The following is an 18,405-nucleotide window of genomic DNA, read 5'->3' as shown; positions in this document are numbered from 1 at the left end:
GCCCTGCCCGGCATTCGTGTCTGAAGGAGGTTCATTATGGACATTCACGCGTTACTCACCCCGACCGGCAAGGCCGCCGCCACACCCAGCAATGGTGTCAAGCAAACCGATGTCCCGCCGGAAGGAGCGTTCTCGAGCCATTTCGATCAGGCCAGCGCCCAAACCAGCACCATTCCGGTAGACACACCTCGCGACACTTCCGGCAAATCGGCTCTTGCCACACTGGATAGCCAGAAGACCCAGGGGCAGGAACAAACGGATACTTCACCAACAGCCTCTCTGGCACCGCTTCCCCAAGGGATCGCCCAGGCCAGCGGCATGTCTGGCCAAGCATCCGAAATGCGTCGACTCCTCGAAGAGGTCATCGTTACCGACTCGGCATCTAGTGAAGCGCTCCCTGCCGACGCACTCTTGGCGACAGACATCGCGCCCGGCGAGCAGGATCCGCTTGCCACTATTCGCGAACGCCTGGCGCTGATCGATCAGGCGGGACAGCTACGCGGAGAGGTGTCCCCGGCCACCACTGAGATCGCTACCGGGAACGTCACCGAGGCAGTGACCGGGACGGGCGCCGAGCATGTCCAGCCTGGGCCGGAGCGAGCCCAGTCGATAATGAATGCCGGTCTACAAGCGCAGCAAGTATCGAGCGCTCGACCGCTACTCGCGGAACCGGCCGCAAACCGACAATCCGCCCATGCCGCACCGGATGTGGGTCCGGCACAGACGCAGCTCGCCCCGGCCCTGCCCCAGTCGGCTTCTGACGATATCCATCGTCGGATGGCTAGCGGCTTGCAAACGCTGGATGGCCAGTCGGCCACTGCTGCTACCCAGACCACTACTACACAGGGTAACCAGCCCCCATCGCTTCCCCCTCAGATCGAAACGGTCATGCGCGACGGTGGCTTCAGTGGCCAACCTGGGCAAGGTAATGAAAACTCGGTACGTGGCGGTATGGACATGCACCATGTCATCGGCACATCGGGCCAAGGACAGACTGGCGCCGTGTCGGGAGGAGCCGCTAGTGCCCCTGCTCAGGCCACCAATCCGATGCTAGCGAGCACGCTACCCGCTCACGTATCCAGCCCGCAATGGTCGCAGCAACTGGGACAGCAGCTCGTCGGCCTTCACCAACGAGGAGGACAGCGGGTCGAGCTGCACCTCAACCCAGCGGAGTTGGGGCCACTATCGGTCAGCCTGAAGGTCAACGAACATGGCGCCCAAGCTCAGTTCCTATCGGCTCATGCTCAGGTTCGCACCGCCATCGAACAAGCCATTCCCCAGTTGCGCGAGGCCCTGGAAGAACAGGGCATCTCCCTGGGTGAAACCATGGTTGGCGAGCACCCCCAACAACAGCCGCAAGAGCAGCCAGCCTTTGCTGGGAACTCCAACTCGATGGTAGCGGGCGCCGACGACGTCATTGCCAGCGAAGACCAGGATGGCGTGACGATACCGCTCGCCCACGATGGTTCGAATGGACGCGTGGACCTGTACGCCTGAGCGTCGCTCGGGCTTCATTTCACGGCATCGCTGCCGATAACTCAGGAGGTCAAGGTGGGTCGAGCAGCGCAAAGCGGCAAGATAAGCCTGTAAGGCCAGCCTTTTCGAGCCATGGTGACGGCCCGGCTGTCGCCATACTGCATTCATGAAGGCCTGAATAGGCCGATTCAATTCTCGATGGCGGAAGCAATGGCAAAATCTTCGACTTCAGGCACCCGCAAGCCTTGGTGGTTACTGGGCATCCTCGTCATTCTCTTCTCGATGGGCAGCTCGGTCGCCGTGTTCTATTTCATGGACAGCCGGGCCGAGATTCAGCCACAGGTGCAAGCGGAGCCCGAACCTCTGGTGGGGCCAACACCGATCTTCGTCGAGATCAAGCCCTTTACGGTCAACGTTCAGAGTCGCCAATACGACCAGCGTCTACTGTACGTGGGTCTCTCGTTGCAGGTCGGCAACGAGATGACCAGCAAGATCCTGCAGGAGCACATGCCCCAGGTACGCAGCCGGCTACTGACTCTGCTTTCGAGCCAACATGCCGAAGACCTGACCACGCCGGAAGGCAAGAAAGCCCTGTCGGAACAGATCCTTAGCCTGTTCGAGCGGCCATTGGCTGACCCTCAGCCGCCTCTTGCGATCAATGACGTGCTCTACACTGAATTCATCGTCCAGTAATTGTCGATAGTGACCTCATAGCCCTTACAGAAGTGCAATAGCGCCATGTCCCAAGACGATTTGCTCTCGCAGGATGAGATCGACGCCCTTCTCAAGGGCGTCAGTGGTGAAGAGGACGCCGCGCCCGCCGACAACAAGACGGGAAATTCACGCGTGCGTCCCTACGATCCGGCGACCCAGCATCGGGTGATCCGCGAGCGGCTGCATGCGCTGGACATCATCAACGAGCGCTTCGCACGACATTTCCGCATGAGCCTGTTCAATCTGCTGCGTCGCAGTGCGGATATCACTGTCGATAGCGTGCGCTACCAAAGCTACAGCGACTTCTCGCGCAATGTTCCGGTCCCGACCAACCTGAACATGATCGCGATGAAGCCGCTGCGCGGTTCAGCGCTGGTGGTGTTCCCCCCCAGCTTGGTGTTCATGGTGGTCGACAACCTGTTCGGTGGCGACGGGCGCTTTCTAACCAAGTCCGAAGGCCGCGAATTCACCCATACTGAACAGCGCATCATCCGACGCATGCTGACACTTGCGATAGACGCCTATCAGGAATCCTGGCGATCCGTCTATCCCCTGGAAATCGACTTCCTGCGCTCGGAAATGCAGGTGAAGTTCACCAACATCACCAGCTCGCCCAACGAAATCGTCGTCAACAGCACCTTCCATCTGGAGGTAGGCAACCTGTCCAGCGACTTCCAGATCTGCATGCCCTACTCGATGATCGAGCCCCTGCGCGACCAGTTGAGCGGTCCGCTAACCGACAGCCACCCGGAGGAGGAGTTCCAATGGGGACAGCGCATGGCTGGCGAGATCAAGCAGTCGCAGATCGAGCTGGTTGCCGACTTCATCGACATTCCCACGACCATCGGGCGCGTCATGTCGCTGAAGGTCGGGGATGTCCTACCCATCGAGCTGCCGGACATCGTCACCGCCAGTGTCGACGGCGTGCCGGTCATGCGCTGCGAGTACGGCAGCCAGAAGGGGCAACGCGCACTGCGTGTCTCGGAACTGATCGAACATGCCACGATGAACAAGCCGGCCAAGGACTCCTTTGTCAAAGGATCAACGCCGCAAGCCAAGGAATCCGATAATGACTGATCCCAAGAATCCTGATCAGAAGCCCGACCGTAAAAAGGATGTCGAGGACGATTGGGCGAGCGCCATGGCCGAACAGGAAGCCGGCGGTGACGCTGCCGATGAGGATGATCCCTGGGCTGCCGCCTTGGCGGAACAAGCCGCCACCGAAACCGAGGATGGCGACGATCCGATACCGGAACCTTCGGCCCAGGCCGCTGGCGACAAAGTCTTCAAGCCACTCGACAAGGAAGAGAAAAGCGGTGCCATGCGGGACCTGGAAATGATCATGGACATCCCCGTCAAGCTCACCGTGGAGCTTGGCCGAACCCGCATCACCATCAAGCAACTGCTGGAGCTGGCCCAAGGCTCGGTGGTCGAGCTCGATGGTCTGGCCGGGGAGCCCATGGATATCCTGATCAATGGGTATCTGATCGCCCAAGGGGAAGTCGTGGTGGTGGATGACAAATACGGTATCCGCATCACCGAAATCATCACTCCTTCCGAGCGTGTGCAAAAACTCAACCGATGAGCGACTCCCCCTCGACGACACCGGCACCCGGCAACGGTCTGGACGCCATGGCCGGCGGTAGCGATGCACTCATGGGCATGGCTGCCCTTGGCAAGACCGCCATGGCACTGGCGCTGGTCATCGCCATCATCGTGCTGTGCAGCTACTTGGTCAAACGCTGGGGCCCCAGCCGCCACCTGCATGGCAGTCGCTTGCAAGTGATCGGTAGCACGGCGGTAGGCAGCCGAGAGCGCGTGGTGATCGTTGAAGTGGAAGATACTTGGCTGGTGCTCGGCGTTGGCGGTGGCCAAATCAGCAAACTGCATGAACTGAAAGCCCCGCTGGAGAGAGCATCCCAGCAGCCAGCACATCCCGAGGCGGAAGGGTTCGCCGGCCGTTTCGCTCAAGCACTAAGGCATAATGTCGCACATGCCGTCGGTAACCGTAAGCAGCCTCCTCGGGGGGAGTCGTGAGGCTATCGCACTTCTTCCCTTGGCTCGGCTGCCTGGTATTGTTGCTGGCACTGGCGCTCCCGGATTCGGCTCTGGCCCAGGAAATTCCAGGCATCATCAGCCGTCCTCTCGCCGACGGCGGGCAGCAGTGGTCGCTCAAGCTGCAGACCCTGCTACTACTCACTTCCATGGCTTTCCTGCCGGCATTGCTGCTGATGATGACCGGGTTCACCCGCATCATCATCGTACTCAGCCTGCTGCGTACCGCCATGGGCACCCAGTCCGCCCCACCCAACCAGGTCCTGTTGGGCCTGGCATTGTTCCTGACCTTCTTCGTGATGTCGCCGGTCTTCTCCCAAGTCTATGAAGCCGCCTGGGTACCGCTCTCCAACGACGATGTCAATTTCGAGCAGTTTCTGACGCTGGGCAGCCAGCCGTTCCGCGAATTCATGCTGGCTCAGACCCGCGAACCCGACTTGGCGCTATTCGCCGGACTCGCTGATGTCGGAGACATGCAGGGCCCGGAAGACGTCCCCATGCGCGTATTGATGCCGGCCTTCGTCACCAGCGAGTTGAAGACCGCGTTCCAGATCGGTTTCACCATCTTCATTCCTTTTTTGATCATCGACCTCGTGGTAGCCAGCGTGCTGATGTCGCTGGGCATGATGATGGTACCGCCGGCCACCATCTCCCTGCCCTTCAAGCTGATGTTGTTCGTGCTGGTCGACGGCTGGCAACTGATCATCGGCTCGCTGGCGGAGAGCTTCTACCTATGACCCGACCCAAGCAGCGGAGGACGCTCCCATGACGCCCGAAACGGTAATGGGCATGGCCTACCAGGGAATGCGCGTGACCTTGTTCCTGGCCGGGCCGCTGTTGATCACCGCACTGTTGATCGGCCTGCTGGTCAGCCTGTTCCAAGCCGCCACTCAGATCAACGAGATGACACTATCTTTCATCCCCAAGATTCTCGGCGTGTTCACCGCCCTGGTGCTGGTCGGCCCCTGGCTGTTGAAACTGATCACCGACTTCACCCGTGAGCTGTTCACCAACATCCCCATGATGCTGACCTAGACGGGCCATCCCGATGATCGAGGTCACCTTCGACCAGTTGCAGGGCTGGCTGATGCTATTCTTCTGGCCATTCGTACGCATCACCGCCTTTATGATGGCCGCGCCGCTGATGGGGCATTCCAGCGTGCCGCGCCAAGCCAAGCTTGGCCTTGCCGCTTTGCTGACAGTGGTCATCGGGCCCAGCCTACCCCCGCTACCCGAGGCACCGCTGATCTCCTGGGCCAGTCTTGGCATCATGATCGAACAGATGCTGATCGGGATCGCCATCGGCCTGACCATGCAGGTGACATTCGCCGTGGTACAAGCTGCCGGCGAGTTCATCGGCCTGCAGATGGGTCTGGCCTTCGCGACCTTCTTCTCGCCCGACACCGGGGCCAATACCATGATCCTGTCCAGGCTGTTCTACATGATCAGCCTATTGATGTTCCTGGCGTTCAACGGCCACTTGATCGTGATCGAGATCCTTGCCTCCACCTTCCTCACCCTGCCCATCGGCATAGGCACCTTCAATGCCGGCGCCTTCGAGCTATTGGCACGCTTCGGCGGCACCATATTCGTCTCCGGCATGCTGCTCGCCCTGCCCTTGGTCGGCGCGCTGCTGATCATCAACCTGTCACTGGGGATCCTCAACCGTTCCGCCCCGCAGCTCACCGTGTTCAATATCGGCTTCCCGATGTCGCTGACCACGGGCCTGTTCCTGCTAATGGTGTTGATGACCGATATTGGCCGCTTCCTGCAAGGTCTGTTCAGCGACAGCCTGATCTTCCTCAGACAACTACTCGAGGCCATGGCGCCACTGACGACTTGATTCTCGAGCATTCAAGCAAGAGGGCCGCCCCGAAAGGAACGGCCCTCTTGCATGCCTCATGATGATGCCTATCTACAGGTAGTTGAAAAGCGACATCCCCTTCATGTCGGCGAAGGTTTGCTGAGCTGCCTGCAAGCCCACCTGGCGTAAGCTGTATTCGGAAATCGCGGAGGCGTAATCGAGATCGACCAAATCGGACATCGTCTGCTCATAGTTGAGCTTGCGATTGTCGCCCACGGCATCCACTACATCCAGTTCATTGAGCCGTGCCCCCATAGAAGCGCGCATGGTCAAGACATTGTCGAGGCTATTGTCGAGCTCGCGCATCGACGTGGACAAGGCATTCTTCAAATCGGCCTTGATCCCGGGATCACCGTCTAGCGGTGACTCCAATGCATCGATGGCGCGCTTGAGCGTCGCGAACAAGTCCTGGTTGGCATCGGCATGATCGGCAGGGTTGACGTCAACACTGTCACCCACGTCCGGCGTTCCGGACAAAGTCATGGACAGGCCGCCGAAATTGATGGGACCGCCACTCGAATAGGTACGCGTCTCGGTTGCGATGGTAGTGCCACTGGGGTCGATGGTCGCAATCTCGAACTCGTCCGCAGCCGTGAAGGTGATCGTGTACTTGTTCTCGCCGTAACCGGCCACTGTGGAATCGACCCGTGCGGGACCGGAGAAGGTCACGTCCCCGGTACTGCCCACGGCACGTTCGGCAATCGCCACATACCCCATGCCACTGGGAATCGACTGGAAGATAGCCTCGCCATTGTCGGCCACCGCCATCAGCCGCGAGGCATCGATACGCTGCTCACGCGTATTGTCATCGCCGACATAGGTCACGCTGTCATCGGCATTGCGCGCGAAGGGCGGCGCGTCGTCCTGATAGCCACCGAACAGATAACGGCCGTTGCCATCGGTGGTATTGGCCTGGCCGATCAGCGTCTCGTAGATGCTGCGCAGTACGCTAGCCTCCGACTTGCGATCGGCATCGCTCAGGGTGTCACTGGAATTCTTCACCAACAGCGTCTTGGCACTCACGATGGCGTCACTGACACTATTGAGTACATTCTCGGACTGCGACAACGAGTTGCGCGCCGAGACGCGAGCGTCCTTGTACTGCTGATTGACGGCCTGGGATTGGGATACTCCCACCGCCTGCGACGCCGCCTGGGGATCGTCCGAGGGATTGACCACACGGCGCCCGGAGGCAATCTGCTGCCCCACCTTCATGAACTCGCCCTGCTGGCGATTCATGCCCGAGACACTTTGCTCGAACATGGTCACGGTGCTGATACGCATGTCATTTCACTCCTTGAACGAATCAGGCACGCAGGCCCAGGATAGTGTCCAGAATCGTCGAGCCGACATCGATCACTCTTGCATTGGCCTGGTAATACTGCTGATAACGGATCAGGTTGGCAGCTTCCTCGTCCAGGTTGACACCTGATTCAGACTGCTGCACCGCTTGCAACTGCTCGGTCAGGCCCTCCTGAGCGGCCAGATTGACTTCGACGATATTGGTGCGGTTACCCACGTCACTGACCATCGCGGCATAGGCTTGGTTGACCGTGGCGCTACCTCCCACCAGCAGTTCGTCCTGAAGCGCCTGTAGGGCCAGGGCATTGCGGTTGTCGCCGGAACCGGCGGCCTCGCCCGCGGCGATCTTGTCCAGGTCGCTGATCAAGCTTTCCATGTCTTGCGCAGCTCGGCGTACCGGTTGCACCTCGAAACGGTCGTCATTGACGAGGTTGGTAGCGTCGTCGAAGGTGAGCACCACACCACCGAAGCTCAAGTCATTACCGACGAACGAAACATCGGCAGTATCCAGTACTTCGCCATTATCCTTGCGAGTGACCTCGACGGTCGGTGGGGTCGTCGTATCGTCGGTGACTCGCACCGTGTAGTCCGCGGCCTGCAAGTCAGTGACATCGTCGAACCGGGTATCCACGACATCCGCCGTGCCGGTGTTACGGGCGTTGGCATAAGCCAGAGGCTGGCCGATGGCGAAGAAGTCCTCGCCCGGATCGCCATTGCTGTCGACACCCTCGGCATGCTGCTCGTTGAAGCCGATTGCCAGGGACACCGCCAACTGACCGATCTGGTTCTGGACCTTGTCCAGTGTCTCGGAACGGAAGGTCATCAGGCCGCCAAGCGTACCGCCGGTAATCACGCTTTCCTTCACTTCCACCGTATTGCCGCCAGAGTCACGGTAACCCAGCACCGTACGCTGCGGGTCACTGGAAGACTCCATGGTTTCGAGCTGATAGTGGTTGGTGCCCGAAACCAACGGCTGCCCGTTGGGGAGCGAAATGTTGTAGGTCTTGCCATCCTGGACAACCAGACGCACGTCAAGGCGCTCGCTGAGCCCGGCAATGGCCTGATCACGCTGGTTGAGCAGGCTGTTCGGCGCTTCGCCATTGCGCGCACGCGCCAGGGCGATCTCGCGATTGAGCTTGGCGATCTGTTCCGTGGCGTTGTTGATCTGGGTGACTTCATCCTTGATTTGACCGTTGACTCCCTCCTGCATGTCCTGCAGATAGCGATCGAAGGAGCGGAACTGGGCGCTCAGGGTATCGGCAGCACCAATCACCCCTTGGCGCGCGGCTGGGTCGGAAGGTGCCCCGGCCAGCCCTTCCAGCGCCGAGAAGAAATCTTGCATCAGGGGAGCCAAGCCAGCATCTCGGTCAGCCAGCAGATCGTCGATCTGGGTGATCTGGGTCTGATATGTCTGCAACGCACTGGCCGTACTCGTCGCCGAATTTAGCTGGCTGGCGACATATCGATTGAACTGACGCTGGATATCATTGACCTCGACGCCACCTCCGGCCCGCCCCTCACCGAGAAGCGTCAACTCGCGGTTATAACCTGAGGTATAGACGTTGCTGATATTGTTGCTGGTGGTATTCAAGGCATTTTGGGCTGCGTTGAGGCCACTCAAACCAATGGAGAAGATGCTCATGATTCCTTTCCTTTAGCCATTGTTCGTAATATCGGCCAAAGACTCACGAGCTTTAGCCTTTTGCGCACCCAATGCCTCGATATATCAGAAAATACTGCCCGGGGTACGCTCGGCAGCGACGTCACGGGGCACGACTCTCGTTCGATCCTGGGTCAGGGCCCGGTCTTCCAACGGGCCGAGCGTACTCATGATTGCCACCAGTTTGTCGGCATAGGCCGGGTCGGTGGCATAACCACCTTGCTGCAATGCCCGGGCCGCCTGCTGGGCATCGGCAGCGGTGACTACCTTGGCATAGCGGGGGTTGTCACCGATCAGGCGCGCATAATCGGTGAACGCCTCCTCGAAAGAGTCATAGACCCGGAAGGTTTCGGTCATTCTTATACGCTGTCCATCGACATACTCATGAGTGGTGATGTCGGTGGTTTCACCTTGCCAGCCACTGCCAGCCTTGATACCGAACAGATTGTGGCTATTGCCCCCCTTGGCCGTGGGAATCTCGTGACGTCCCCAGCCGGTTTCCAATGCCGCCTGGGCCAGGATCAGCTCGGCCGGCACGCCTGTGGTACTGCTGGCGGCCTGTGCCGGCGCGGTCAGCTTGTCAAGAAAATGCTGCACGTGTTCGGGGCGGCCATTCCCACTCGCGGCGCCTTGTTCGACTCGTGCCGTCTCGGATGCCTCACCTGGTAGTCTGGCGTTGAGCTCATCCATGAAATGGCCGGGCAAATCTGTATCAAGCGCTTCACCGAAGCGATGCCCATCCGACTCTCCGGACACTTCACCATCGACACTCAATCCCCCCGTCAATACACGCGGTGTGCCTTTCGGAATACCGGCTATCAACTCCTCGGCCTGCGACTGAGCGGAAGACTGCCGTGGCAGGTTGCCTCGCCCTTCGAGCTGATTGATCAACTGCTCGGCCAAGCCGATGCCGCGTCCCGCCATGTGCTGCGACCATTGTTGATCAAGCAGCGAAGTATAGAACTCGGTCTGCTGACTGTTCAGCAGATCGGACTGGGGCGTGGCCTCGCGCATACTCTTGAGCATCATCTGCAGGAACAGCGCCTCGAACTGGCGAGCGGCTTCGTCGAGGCCGGCATTGGGGTCCTGTCGGGCCGTATGCTTCAAGCGCTGGATACCCTGCATGTCAAGGGCGAACTGGTCACCAAGGTCATTGACACTCATCAGATGATCTCCAGATCGGCACGCAATGAGCCAGCGGCCTTGAGCGCTTCAAGGATCGACATCAGATCAGCCGGAGTGGCACCCAGCGCATTGAGCGCGTTGACCACCTCGACCAGGTCGGCACGCCCTTCGACGATTTGCAGCGAGCCTTCCTCATGTTGGACGGAAATATCGGAATCCGGCACGACCACGGTCTCGCCCTCACCGAACGGAGCCGGCTGACTGACCTGAAATTGCGTATCGACAACGATCGACAGATTACCGTGAGCGACTGCGGCACGATGTAGGGTTACCGCACTGTTGAGCACCACCGACCCGGTACGCGAGTTGATCACGACCTTGGGTGTGGCTTCCATCGGCGTCACATCGAGATTTTCCACCCGAGCCATGAAATTGACTCTGTCATTGTCATTATCGGGCCCCTGCAGACGGATCGTGCGCGCATCCTGGGCGGAGGCCACCGACCAACCGAACTCATTGTTGATCGCACTCACCACGCGCCGCGCAGTACCGAAATCCGCTTCCTTGAGTTGCAGATCGAGTACGCCACCATTTACCCCCAAATCCAGAGGCACCTCACGCTCGACCATTGCGCCGCCACTGATCCGGCCACCGGCCTGCTGATTGATCTGCACGCTGCTACCGCCAGCCTCGGCGCCGGCGCCACCTACCAGCAGGTTGCCTTGAGCGATGGCATAGATATCGCCATCGGCCCCCTTCAGCGGGGTCATCAGCAAGGTACCGCCACGCAGACTACGCGCATTGCCAACGGACGACACCACCACATCGAGGCGCTGACCAGGTTGCGAGAACGGCGGCAGATCCGCAGTGACCATCACCGCAGCGACGTTGCGTAACTGCATGTTGGTACCGGACGGAACGGTGATCCCCAATTGCGACAGCATGTTGGTCAGGCTCTGACCGGTAAAGGGCGCCTGCATGGTCTGGTCGCCGGTACCATCGAGCCCTACCACCAGGCCAAACCCCACCAAGGCGTTGTCACGTACCCCGGCGAAGGTCGCCAGGTCGCGCAGTCGCTCAGCCTGAGCCGGCATGGCCAGTCCCAGCAGTATCACCAGCATTGGCACAGCCAACCGGAATCTGGCAAGGCGACGAAAGACACTCATGAACGCTGTCCCCACTTGCATTTGTTTGAGGCCGGTTAGAACGGTGAGATGTTCAGGAAGATGCGTTGCAACCATCCCATATGCTGCGCTTCGTTGATGTAACCATCGCCGAAGTACTCGATCCGCGCATCGGCGACCTGAGTCGAGGGCACAGTATTCTGGCTAGTGATGGTGCGCGGATTGACCACACCGGAAAAGCGGATGAATTCGACACCTTGATTGATGGCGATCTGCTTCTCGCCACGTACCCGCAGATTGCCATTGTTCATCACTTCCAGAACCGAAACGGTGATAGTGCCGGTAAACGTGTTGTTGGCTTCCGACTCACCACCGCCAGTAAAGTCGCTGCTACCGGAGATGTCGAAACCGTATTCGGCCAGTGTATCCAATGCATCGGGCACCTCGATGAAGCTCAGGTCCGACTCCCCATTGCGATTGGCGCTGCTCTGCGAGTTCTTGCTGGCACTGACTTCCTCGTCGAGGACGATGGTGAGGATATCACCGACCATGCGTGGGCGGCGGTCCTCGAACAATGGCTGGTGGCCTCGCTGAACCTGATAGATCGAACCATTGGCCACAGGGACGGGACGGTCGGGAATTTCTATCCGCTCCTGCTCGCCGACCACCGACGCGCGGGGCAGTTGGGCGCAACCAGCCATCGACGCCAAGGCCAAGGCCAGCGATACCAGGCAAACGCTACGCAACAAGAAAGCCCATGAGGTCATCTTCCACTCCCAAAATGGACTTACAGCTGAGCCAGCCGCGCCAGCATCTCGTCACTGGTCTGTACGGCCTTGCTGTTGATCTCGTAGGCCCGCTGGGTCTGGATCATGCTGACCATCTCTTCCACCACATTGACGTTGGACGTCTCGACATAGCCTTGGAAAAGCCTACCCGCCCCGTTGATTCCGGGTATGGTTTCGTTACGCGGCCCAGATGAGGTGGTTTCCAGATACAAGTTGCCGCCGATGCTCTCCAGTCCCGTGGGATTGACGAAGGTCGACAGGGTGATCTGGCCCACCTGATTGCTCTGTGTGGACCCTGGCTGGGTGACCGAGACGATGCCGTCCTCGCCAATGGTCACCGACAAGGCGTTGTCAGGCAGGATGATGGCCGGCTCTAACGGATAGCCGTTGGCAGTTACCATCTGGCCGTTTTCGTCGAGCTGGAAGCTGCCGTCACGAGTGTAGGCGGTCGAGCCATCGGGCATCAGCACCTGGAAGAAGCCACTGCCATTGATCGCCAGATCACGCGAATTCTCGGTGTTCTCCAGCCCGCCCTGAGTGTGCAGGCGCTCGGTTGCCACCGGTCGCACCCCTGTACCGACCTGCATCCCGGACGGCAGCGTATTCTGCACGTCGTTCTGGGCGCCGGGCTGACGCAGGTTCTGGTACAGCAGGTCCTCGAACACCGCGCGCGAACGCTTGAAGCCGTTGGTGCCGACGTTGGCCAGGTTGTTGGAGATGACATCCATCTGCACCTGCTGAGACTCGAGGCCGGTCTTGGCCGTCCACAGCGATTTGATCATGGGGGATTTCCTTTAATCTCGGTCTCGGATCAGCCTTGGAGAGAGAGCAAGCTGTTGGCTCGCTGGTCATTTTCATCGGCACTGCCAATGACCTTCATCTGCATGTCGTAGAGACGTGCGGTATCGATCATCGCCACCATGGATTCGATGGCGCTGACGTTGCTTCCCTCCAACGCTCCGGAAACGACACGTACATTCTCGTTGGCTGCCAGCGCCGGAATCTCGCCGTTCTCGTTGGGCAGAGGGCGGAACAGGCCATCATCACCACGGGCCAATGTCCCGGGCTCCGGGTCGACCAGCTTGAGACGGCCAACCGCGACCAGAGCGTCGGGATCCTCGCCGGGACCGATCGCACTGATGGTGCCGTCGGCCCCAACCGAGAGTTGCGATCCCAGAGGTACCACGATCGGCCCTTCTTCGCCGAGCACCGGCCGCCCAGCACTCATCAACAGGCCATTGCCATCGACCTGCAAGTCGCCGCGGCGGGTGTAGGCTTCGGTGCCATCCGCGGCCTGGACGGTCAGCCAGCCAGTGCCCTCGATCGCCACATCAAGCTCACGGCCAGTGGTGCTGATGGGGCCGGGGGAGAAATCCGCCCCCGGTGTGGTGGCGGCCACCGATGCGCGGGTCGGTAGCCGCCCATCGCCTTGCACCGGTACCGCACGCATGGCATGCAACTGAGCACGAAAACCGGTCGTCGAGGCATTCGACAGGTTATGGTTCACCACTGCCTGCTGGTCGAGACTCTGCTTGGCACCGCTCATGGCGGTGTAGAGGATGCGATCCATGGTTCACACTCCTGACCTAGCCACCATCAACGCAAGTTGATGGCGGTCTGCAGGACCTCGTCCTGGGTCTTGATGGTCTGGGAATTGGCCTGGTAGGCACGCTGGGAAACGATCATGTCGACCAGTTGCTTGGCCATGTCGACATTGGACGTTTCGATGGCACCTGACTCGACGGAGCCCAGCAATCCAGTACCCGGGGCACCGACCAGTTCCTGGCCGGAGTCGGCGGTGGCGGTCCAGGCATTGTCACCATTCGGCTGCAGCCCTTCCGGATTACGGAAGAAGGCCAGTGCGATCTGCCCGGCGGGTCGAGACTGCTCATTGGCATAGTTGCGCATGATGGTGCCATCGTTCTCGATGGTGATACCCACCAACGCCCCCGAGGTATAGCCGTTCTGGGTCAGGGAGCTGGTCGTGGAGGTGTTGCCGAACTGGGTGGAGCCGGCCAGATCGAGATTGAAAACGAGATCCAGGGGGTCGCCACCCATCGAGGCGGAGTTAAAGGTAACCTGCGGATCATTATCAGCCACGACCGCACCGCCACTATCAGTGATCTGGTTCAAGGTGCCGTTCTGATTGAACGTTACAGTGAAATCATTGTCGTTGGTGCCGTTGCCACTGGTGTCAGTGTCATTGTAGCTGCCATCCATCACCACCTTGGCATCCCAGGTGTTGGAGCCGGTCTTCTCGTAATAGACGGTGACATTACGTGGGTTGCCAAGCGAATCGAAGACGGTGAAATTATTGGAGTAGTGGTAGTCAAGCGTTTGGGTACCACCGCCAAGATTATTGACTTCCACTTGACTCAGTTCTGCACCCACCACCTCGCGGGAATCGAGGTTGATGACCGTTGCCACGTCGGTAGTTGCACTGGCCGCCATCTCGTCGGCAGGGACATTCAGCACCTGGGGTTGGCCGCCGGTCTGCACCGCGCCGGCGGCGTTCAGACCATAGCCCATAATCCGTGCGCCCTGACCATTGACCAGGAAGCCATCAGGCGTCAGTGACAACTGTCCGTTACGCGCATAGACGATTTCGCCACTCTGCTCGTAGCGATAGAAGCCCTGGCCACTGATCGCCAGATCGAGCTCGCGACCGGTCGCCTCGATGTTACCTTCGTTGAAATTCTGCAACACCGCCGAGACACGCGTCCCCAGGCCGACCTTGGAACTGGCGAAGACATCGGCGAACTGTGTGTTGGAGCCCTTGAAGCCGACGGTCTGCGAGTTGGCGATATTGTTGCCCAACACATCCAGCTTCGACGACGCAGCATTCAGACCACTCAATGCTTGTGAAAAACCCATTGTCCTACTCCCTGTGTACCGTTAGCACAATTTCGATCGACTTTTTCGTTCTTTGTACGTCGCCATCGGCAAGCCCGTGAGTGACTCGCTCGACGCCGACGGCGTTACATGCGAAGAATCTGGCGAATATCGGCCAGGCTGGCTTGCTCGCTGACACCTCCCAGGTCCAGGCGTGGAGAGCCATCGCTGGCCGTGGAAACGCCTCGCACCTGAGCGTAATTCAGGGCCGCGGCCACCACGGGCTCATCGCCGGCACTGGCTTCGACACTAACCTGGTAAGCACCTTCCGGTGCCCGCTCGCCGCTCTCCAATGTTCCATCCCATTCGAAGGATTCGACACCGGCATCGACCGGTCCGACGTCGAAGCTGCGCACTACCTGACCGGCACCATCGCGTATGGTCACCACCACTTCGTCGGCGGCTTTTTCCAGCTCGACACCAAAGGGCGTGGTGCCTTCTTCACCAACCAGCAGACGATCGCCAGGCACCAGCACTCCCTGCCCGATCAAGGCTGCGGCCTGAAGCGTATGGCCAGCATCGATCTGACCGGTAATACCTTTCAGGGTGCTGTTGAGCTCTTCGATACCACTGACGGTATTGATTTGGGCCAGTTGCGAGGTCATCTCCGCGTTTTCCATCGGATTGAGCGGATCCTGGTTCTGCAACTGGGTGACCAGCAAGGTCATGAAGTTTTCGCGAAGGTCGTCGGATTTACTGGTACCGCCCCCGGCAGCACCGGCATTGTTCAATCTGTTGATGACGCTGGAATCAATGGTCGTGGCCATGGCGATCAGCCCTCACCCAGAGTCAATGTCTTGAGCATCAACTGCTTGCTGGTATTCATCACCTCGACATTGGCCTGATAGGAACGCGACGCCGAAATCATGTTGACCATCTCATGCACAGGTTCGACATTGGGCATGGTCACGTACCCCTCGTCATTGGCCAGCGGATGTTCGGGACGATATTCCATCCGCATGGGGCTGGGATCCTCGACCACCTCGGTCACACGCACGCCACCGACACCATGCCGCCCTTGGGCCTGGGCCTCGAACATCACCTGCTTGGCACGATAAGCTTCGCCATCGGGCCCGGCCACGCTGTCGGCATTGGCAAGATTGCTGGCAGTGACGTTCATGCGCTGCGCTTGGGCGCTCATGGCCGACCCGGAAATATCGAATACGGAAAACATCGACATCGACTTGCTCCTGCGGTTTATTCGGGCTGCATCGCCTTCTTCAGGCCTTGTATGCGGCTATTGATCAGCGTCAGGGCCGCCTGGTAACGCACGGCATTATCGGCAAACTGGGTACGTTCGCGGTCCATGTCCACGGTATTGCCGTCGAGACTGGGCTGCTCGGGGACGCGATACAGCAACTCCCTGGACACGGGCGCCGAGGCACGAGCCTCGATATGGCTTGCGGAAGTCGTCGTCAACGACAGTCCCGCGCCACTGCCGCGACCGTTTTCCATCACCCGCGACAACTCCTTGGAAAAGTCGAAATCGCGGGCCTTGTAATTGGGGGTGTCGGCATTGGCGATATTGCTGGCCAGCACCTCGTGCCGTTCGGCGCGCAGGTTGAGTGCCTCCTGGTGAAAGCGCAGCGCCCCATTGAGCTTGTCTATCATCCCCTGGTCTCCCTGTGTCACGTGGCCAACACTCGCCACGGGCTATTGGGTCAGCCTGGAGAATAGACGACCCCTTGTCATGGCAAAGGAATAAACAGGCCAGCATTTACAGGCCATTTCCGGCTTTGGTTTTTCACGTCAACCAATAGAATCGTCACTCTAGATGTCATGCCCAGTTCCTATTCGCGCCTCGCGCCCAGGGTATTTCCATGTTGTTGCCAACACTTCTACGCCGACTCCTGACGGCCATTGCCCTACTGAGCCTGGTGACTACGGTCACTCTCACGCCAGTGCGAGCCGACAACACGGCCTTGATCACCGAACGCGTACATGCCTTTCTCTACGAACGGGCGAGCGAACTGGGTAGCGAAGTGAATATCGAGGCGCATCCTCCTTCGGCTCATCTACCCGATTGCGAGAACCCCCAGCCTTTCCTGCCCAATGCGAGCCAACCCCTCATCGGACGCGTTTCGGTCGGGGTCCGATGCGGCGAGCAGGGTAACCAGGTTCGCTATATGCAAGCGACTTTGGCGGTAATCGGGGAGCAGGTCGTGGCCAGTCAAGCCATTACTCGCGGCACAATAATCGATGCCGACATGCTGGCCCTGCGCCCGGCCGAGCTTAGCCGCTTGCCTCGCGGTGCAATCACTGACATACAACAGGCTATCGGCATGCAGGCCGCGAGACCGATCAGGGAGGGCTCGACACTAACCGAACATCAATTGCAGCCGGTTACGCTGGTCGAGCGTGGTGCCAAGGTCAGGATCGAAGCCCGCGGCCAGGGCTTCGCCATTTCTCGCGAGGGTGAAGCATTGGATAGCGGCGCCATGGACAGCGAAATCCGCGTCCGCTTGAATAACCGCGATGTCCTGCGCGCGCGAGTGATCGGGCACAACCGCCTCGAAGTCGATTTCTAGGCGAACAACGTTCAAGTTTGTCGCCCCACGGCCGATAATGGGGGAAAGGCATGCGCAAGAGAGAAACCTCGTGAAAATCGACAGCTCCCATCCGCTGACTCGCCCCACTCAAAGCGAGTCCGGCAACAAGGCAACCAAGGCCGATCTCAATACTCCCTCAACGCAGCAGGAGGGGGCGCCCGCGGCCATCACTCACCTTAGTCAGTCCACCGGCGACAGCGGCCAGGATATCGACCTCGCCCGGGTCGAGGAGATTCGTCAGGCAATCAGCGAGGGCCGCCTGGAGATTCGCGCCGAGCGCATCGCTGACGGCCTTATCGACAGCGTACGCGACCTGCTCGGCACCACGTCCGGTGACAGGGGCAACTCATGAGCCTTGGCCAACATCTCGAGCGTCAGCGCCAATGCCTTGACGACCTTGCCGCACTACTGATCGACGAGCGTCATTCGCTGAGTGCCGCCAAGGTGGATGGCCAGCAGCTCAACGAGATCGCCAGCCGCAAGCAGGCCTTGCTCGATGATCTGGATCGCCTGGACACACAACGACGCGCGGCGCAGCATAAGTTGGGCTACGCCAAAGGCCATCCAGGGGCCGAACAGGCCGCCAGGGATGCCGGTTGCCTGGAGACATGGCATGCCATGCGCGAACAGGCCGAGCATGTCAGCCAACTCAACGAGTTGAACGGTTCGCTCGTGCAGATGCGCCTGTCGCACAACCAGCGCATTCTCAACTTCCTGCACGAAGCAGCCGGCAAGTCACTCTACGGCCCTAACGGACAGTCGGATCGTCGCGGCCTCTCTGGACTCGCCTCCCAGGCCTAGCTGCCAAAACCTTTAGACGCTGCCGAAACATCAACGAGACAAAGCCCGGGCCCCC

The 18,405-nt window shown here is 59.7% G+C and carries 22 protein-coding genes; 11 read left to right on the top strand and 11 right to left on the bottom strand.

What is annotated here, in order from left to right:
* The first annotated feature begins 36 nt into the window (after positions 1–36).
* From IE093_RS00820 to fliR, 8 genes are all read left to right on the top strand, one after another.
* On the top strand, positions 37–1,497 hold the full coding sequence (locus IE093_RS00820) for a flagellar hook-length control protein FliK (protein ID WP_189465001.1): 1,461 nt from the start codon (positions 37–39) through the stop codon (positions 1,495–1,497).
* 189 nt (positions 1,498–1,686) lie between these two features.
* Positions 1,687–2,169, top strand: a complete 483-nt coding sequence (fliL, locus tag IE093_RS00815) for a flagellar basal body-associated protein FliL (protein ID WP_189464998.1) — start codon at positions 1,687–1,689, stop codon at positions 2,167–2,169.
* A 45-nt stretch (positions 2,170–2,214) separates the two neighbouring features.
* A complete protein-coding gene (fliM, locus tag IE093_RS00810; RefSeq protein ID WP_189464997.1) occupies positions 2,215–3,267 on the top strand; it encodes a flagellar motor switch protein FliM in 1,053 nt (350 codons plus the stop codon).
* Positions 3,260–3,775, top strand: coding sequence for a flagellar motor switch protein FliN (fliN, locus tag IE093_RS00805; protein ID WP_189464992.1), 516 nt, complete (start codon positions 3,260–3,262; stop codon positions 3,773–3,775). The genes fliM and fliN overlap by 8 nt, the downstream gene beginning before the upstream one ends.
* Positions 3,772–4,227, top strand: coding sequence for a flagellar biosynthetic protein FliO (gene fliO / locus IE093_RS00800; RefSeq protein ID WP_189464990.1), 456 nt, complete (start codon positions 3,772–3,774; stop codon positions 4,225–4,227). Before fliN ends, fliO begins: the two co-directional genes overlap by 4 nt.
* Positions 4,228–4,259: 32 nt before the next feature.
* A complete protein-coding gene (fliP, locus tag IE093_RS00795; protein WP_189465818.1) occupies positions 4,260–4,982 on the top strand; it encodes a flagellar type III secretion system pore protein FliP in 723 nt (240 codons plus the stop codon).
* A gap of 28 nt (positions 4,983–5,010) precedes the next feature.
* Positions 5,011–5,280: a flagellar biosynthesis protein FliQ gene (gene fliQ, locus IE093_RS00790; protein WP_189464987.1), complete on the top strand. Its 270-nt coding sequence runs from the start codon at positions 5,011–5,013 to the stop codon at positions 5,278–5,280.
* A 13-nt stretch (positions 5,281–5,293) separates the two neighbouring features.
* On the top strand, positions 5,294–6,088 hold the full coding sequence (gene fliR, locus IE093_RS00785; protein ID WP_189464985.1) for a flagellar biosynthetic protein FliR: 795 nt from the start codon (positions 5,294–5,296) through the stop codon (positions 6,086–6,088).
* A 72-nt stretch (positions 6,089–6,160) separates the two neighbouring features.
* Here the strand turns inward: fliR and flgL are convergent, their stop codons facing one another.
* The 11 genes from flgL to flgB form a co-directional block, all read right to left on the bottom strand.
* Positions 6,161–7,393, bottom strand: a complete 1,233-nt coding sequence (gene flgL, locus IE093_RS00780) for a flagellar hook-associated protein FlgL (RefSeq protein ID WP_189464982.1) — start codon at positions 7,391–7,393, stop codon at positions 6,161–6,163.
* A 22-nt stretch (positions 7,394–7,415) separates the two neighbouring features.
* Positions 7,416–9,053, bottom strand: a complete 1,638-nt coding sequence (flgK, locus tag IE093_RS00775) for a flagellar hook-associated protein FlgK (protein ID WP_189464979.1) — start codon at positions 9,051–9,053, stop codon at positions 7,416–7,418.
* Between the two features lie 84 nt (positions 9,054–9,137).
* The gene (gene flgJ, locus IE093_RS00770) at positions 9,138–10,235 is read right to left on the bottom strand and encodes a flagellar assembly peptidoglycan hydrolase FlgJ (RefSeq protein ID WP_189464976.1); all 1,098 of its coding nucleotides are present in this window, start codon (positions 10,233–10,235) and stop codon (positions 9,138–9,140) included.
* On the bottom strand, positions 10,235–11,317 hold the full coding sequence (locus IE093_RS00765; protein WP_229803179.1) for a flagellar basal body P-ring protein FlgI: 1,083 nt from the start codon (positions 11,315–11,317) through the stop codon (positions 10,235–10,237). The genes flgJ and IE093_RS00765 overlap by 1 nt, the downstream gene beginning before the upstream one ends.
* Before the next feature lie 80 nt (positions 11,318–11,397).
* A complete protein-coding gene (locus IE093_RS00760; protein ID WP_189464971.1) occupies positions 11,398–12,087 on the bottom strand; it encodes a flagellar basal body L-ring protein FlgH in 690 nt (229 codons plus the stop codon).
* A gap of 20 nt (positions 12,088–12,107) precedes the next feature.
* The gene (gene flgG, locus IE093_RS00755; RefSeq protein WP_189464968.1) at positions 12,108–12,890 is read right to left on the bottom strand and encodes a flagellar basal-body rod protein FlgG; all 783 of its coding nucleotides are present in this window, start codon (positions 12,888–12,890) and stop codon (positions 12,108–12,110) included.
* 29 nt (positions 12,891–12,919) lie between these two features.
* The gene (locus IE093_RS00750) at positions 12,920–13,678 is read right to left on the bottom strand and encodes a flagellar basal body rod protein FlgF (protein WP_189464966.1); all 759 of its coding nucleotides are present in this window, start codon (positions 13,676–13,678) and stop codon (positions 12,920–12,922) included.
* Between the two features lie 26 nt (positions 13,679–13,704).
* Positions 13,705–14,982, bottom strand: coding sequence for a flagellar hook protein FlgE (gene flgE, locus IE093_RS00745; protein WP_189464963.1), 1,278 nt, complete (start codon positions 14,980–14,982; stop codon positions 13,705–13,707).
* Between the two features lie 104 nt (positions 14,983–15,086).
* Entirely contained in the window at positions 15,087–15,767 is a 681-nt protein-coding gene (gene flgD, locus IE093_RS00740; protein WP_189464960.1) for a flagellar hook assembly protein FlgD, read from the bottom strand.
* A 5-nt stretch (positions 15,768–15,772) separates the two neighbouring features.
* Positions 15,773–16,180, bottom strand: a complete 408-nt coding sequence (flgC, locus tag IE093_RS00735) for a flagellar basal body rod protein FlgC (RefSeq protein ID WP_189464957.1) — start codon at positions 16,178–16,180, stop codon at positions 15,773–15,775.
* 17 nt (positions 16,181–16,197) lie between these two features.
* Positions 16,198–16,611, bottom strand: a complete 414-nt coding sequence (gene flgB, locus IE093_RS00730) for a flagellar basal body rod protein FlgB (protein WP_189464954.1) — start codon at positions 16,609–16,611, stop codon at positions 16,198–16,200.
* A gap of 209 nt (positions 16,612–16,820) precedes the next feature.
* On the opposite strand from flgB, the gene flgA reads away from it, so the two are divergent.
* The 3 genes from flgA (at position 16,821) to IE093_RS00715 (ending at position 18,350) form a co-directional block, all read left to right on the top strand.
* Positions 16,821–17,528: a flagellar basal body P-ring formation chaperone FlgA gene (gene flgA / locus IE093_RS00725; RefSeq protein WP_189464951.1), complete on the top strand. Its 708-nt coding sequence runs from the start codon at positions 16,821–16,823 to the stop codon at positions 17,526–17,528.
* Positions 17,529–17,598: 70 nt separating this feature from the next.
* Positions 17,599–17,901, top strand: coding sequence for a flagellar biosynthesis anti-sigma factor FlgM (gene flgM, locus IE093_RS00720; RefSeq protein WP_229803129.1), 303 nt, complete (start codon positions 17,599–17,601; stop codon positions 17,899–17,901).
* Positions 17,898–18,350 carry a flagella synthesis protein FlgN gene (locus IE093_RS00715; RefSeq protein ID WP_189464945.1) on the top strand — a complete coding sequence of 151 codons (453 nt, stop codon included), beginning with the start codon at positions 17,898–17,900 and terminating at the stop codon, positions 18,348–18,350. Before flgM ends, IE093_RS00715 begins: the two co-directional genes overlap by 4 nt.
* The last annotated feature ends 55 nt before the right edge of the window (positions 18,351–18,405 follow it).

This window comes from Litchfieldella qijiaojingensis (assembly GCF_014651875.1).
Classification (GTDB): domain Bacteria; phylum Pseudomonadota; class Gammaproteobacteria; order Pseudomonadales; family Halomonadaceae; genus Litchfieldella; species Litchfieldella qijiaojingensis.
Note: the sequence above shows the minus strand (reverse complement) of the source record. Positions and strands in the feature narration are given on the sequence as shown.

Bases quoted from the DNA above. Each gene is read 5' to 3' on its own strand.
- IE093_RS00820 (WP_189465001.1), top strand. From the start codon at position 37: ATGGACATTCACGCGTTACTCACCCCGACCGGCAAGGCCGCCGCCACA.
- fliL (WP_189464998.1), top strand. From the start codon at position 1,687: ATGGCAAAATCTTCGACTTCAGGCACCCGCAAGCCTTGGTGGTTACTG.
- fliM (WP_189464997.1), top strand. From the start codon at position 2,215: ATGTCCCAAGACGATTTGCTCTCGCAGGATGAGATCGACGCCCTTCTC.
- fliN (WP_189464992.1), top strand. From the start codon at position 3,260: ATGACTGATCCCAAGAATCCTGATCAGAAGCCCGACCGTAAAAAGGAT.
- fliO (WP_189464990.1), top strand. From the start codon at position 3,772: ATGAGCGACTCCCCCTCGACGACACCGGCACCCGGCAACGGTCTGGAC.
- fliQ (WP_189464987.1), top strand. From the start codon at position 5,011: ATGACGCCCGAAACGGTAATGGGCATGGCCTACCAGGGAATGCGCGTG.
- fliR (WP_189464985.1), top strand. From the start codon at position 5,294: ATGATCGAGGTCACCTTCGACCAGTTGCAGGGCTGGCTGATGCTATTC.
- flgL (WP_189464982.1), bottom strand. From the start codon at position 7,393: ATGCGTATCAGCACCGTGACCATGTTCGAGCAAAGTGTCTCGGGCATG.
- flgK (WP_189464979.1), bottom strand. From the start codon at position 9,053: ATGAGCATCTTCTCCATTGGTTTGAGTGGCCTCAACGCAGCCCAAAAT.
- flgJ (WP_189464976.1), bottom strand. From the start codon at position 10,235: ATGAGTGTCAATGACCTTGGTGACCAGTTCGCCCTTGACATGCAGGGT.
- IE093_RS00765 (WP_229803179.1), bottom strand. From the start codon at position 11,317: ATGCTGGTGATACTGCTGGGACTGGCCATGCCGGCTCAGGCTGAGCGA.
- IE093_RS00760 (WP_189464971.1), bottom strand. From the start codon at position 12,087: ATGACCTCATGGGCTTTCTTGTTGCGTAGCGTTTGCCTGGTATCGCTG.
- flgG (WP_189464968.1), bottom strand. From the start codon at position 12,890: ATGATCAAATCGCTGTGGACGGCCAAGACCGGCCTCGAGTCTCAGCAG.
- IE093_RS00750 (WP_189464966.1), bottom strand. From the start codon at position 13,678: ATGGATCGCATCCTCTACACCGCCATGAGCGGTGCCAAGCAGAGTCTC.
- flgE (WP_189464963.1), bottom strand. From the start codon at position 14,982: ATGGGTTTTTCACAAGCATTGAGTGGTCTGAATGCTGCGTCGTCGAAG.
- flgD (WP_189464960.1), bottom strand. From the start codon at position 15,767: ATGGCCACGACCATTGATTCCAGCGTCATCAACAGATTGAACAATGCC.
- flgC (WP_189464957.1), bottom strand. From the start codon at position 16,180: ATGTCGATGTTTTCCGTATTCGATATTTCCGGGTCGGCCATGAGCGCC.
- flgB (WP_189464954.1), bottom strand. From the start codon at position 16,611: ATGATAGACAAGCTCAATGGGGCGCTGCGCTTTCACCAGGAGGCACTC.
- flgA (WP_189464951.1), top strand. From the start codon at position 16,821: ATGTTGTTGCCAACACTTCTACGCCGACTCCTGACGGCCATTGCCCTA.
- IE093_RS00715 (WP_189464945.1), top strand. From the start codon at position 17,898: ATGAGCCTTGGCCAACATCTCGAGCGTCAGCGCCAATGCCTTGACGAC.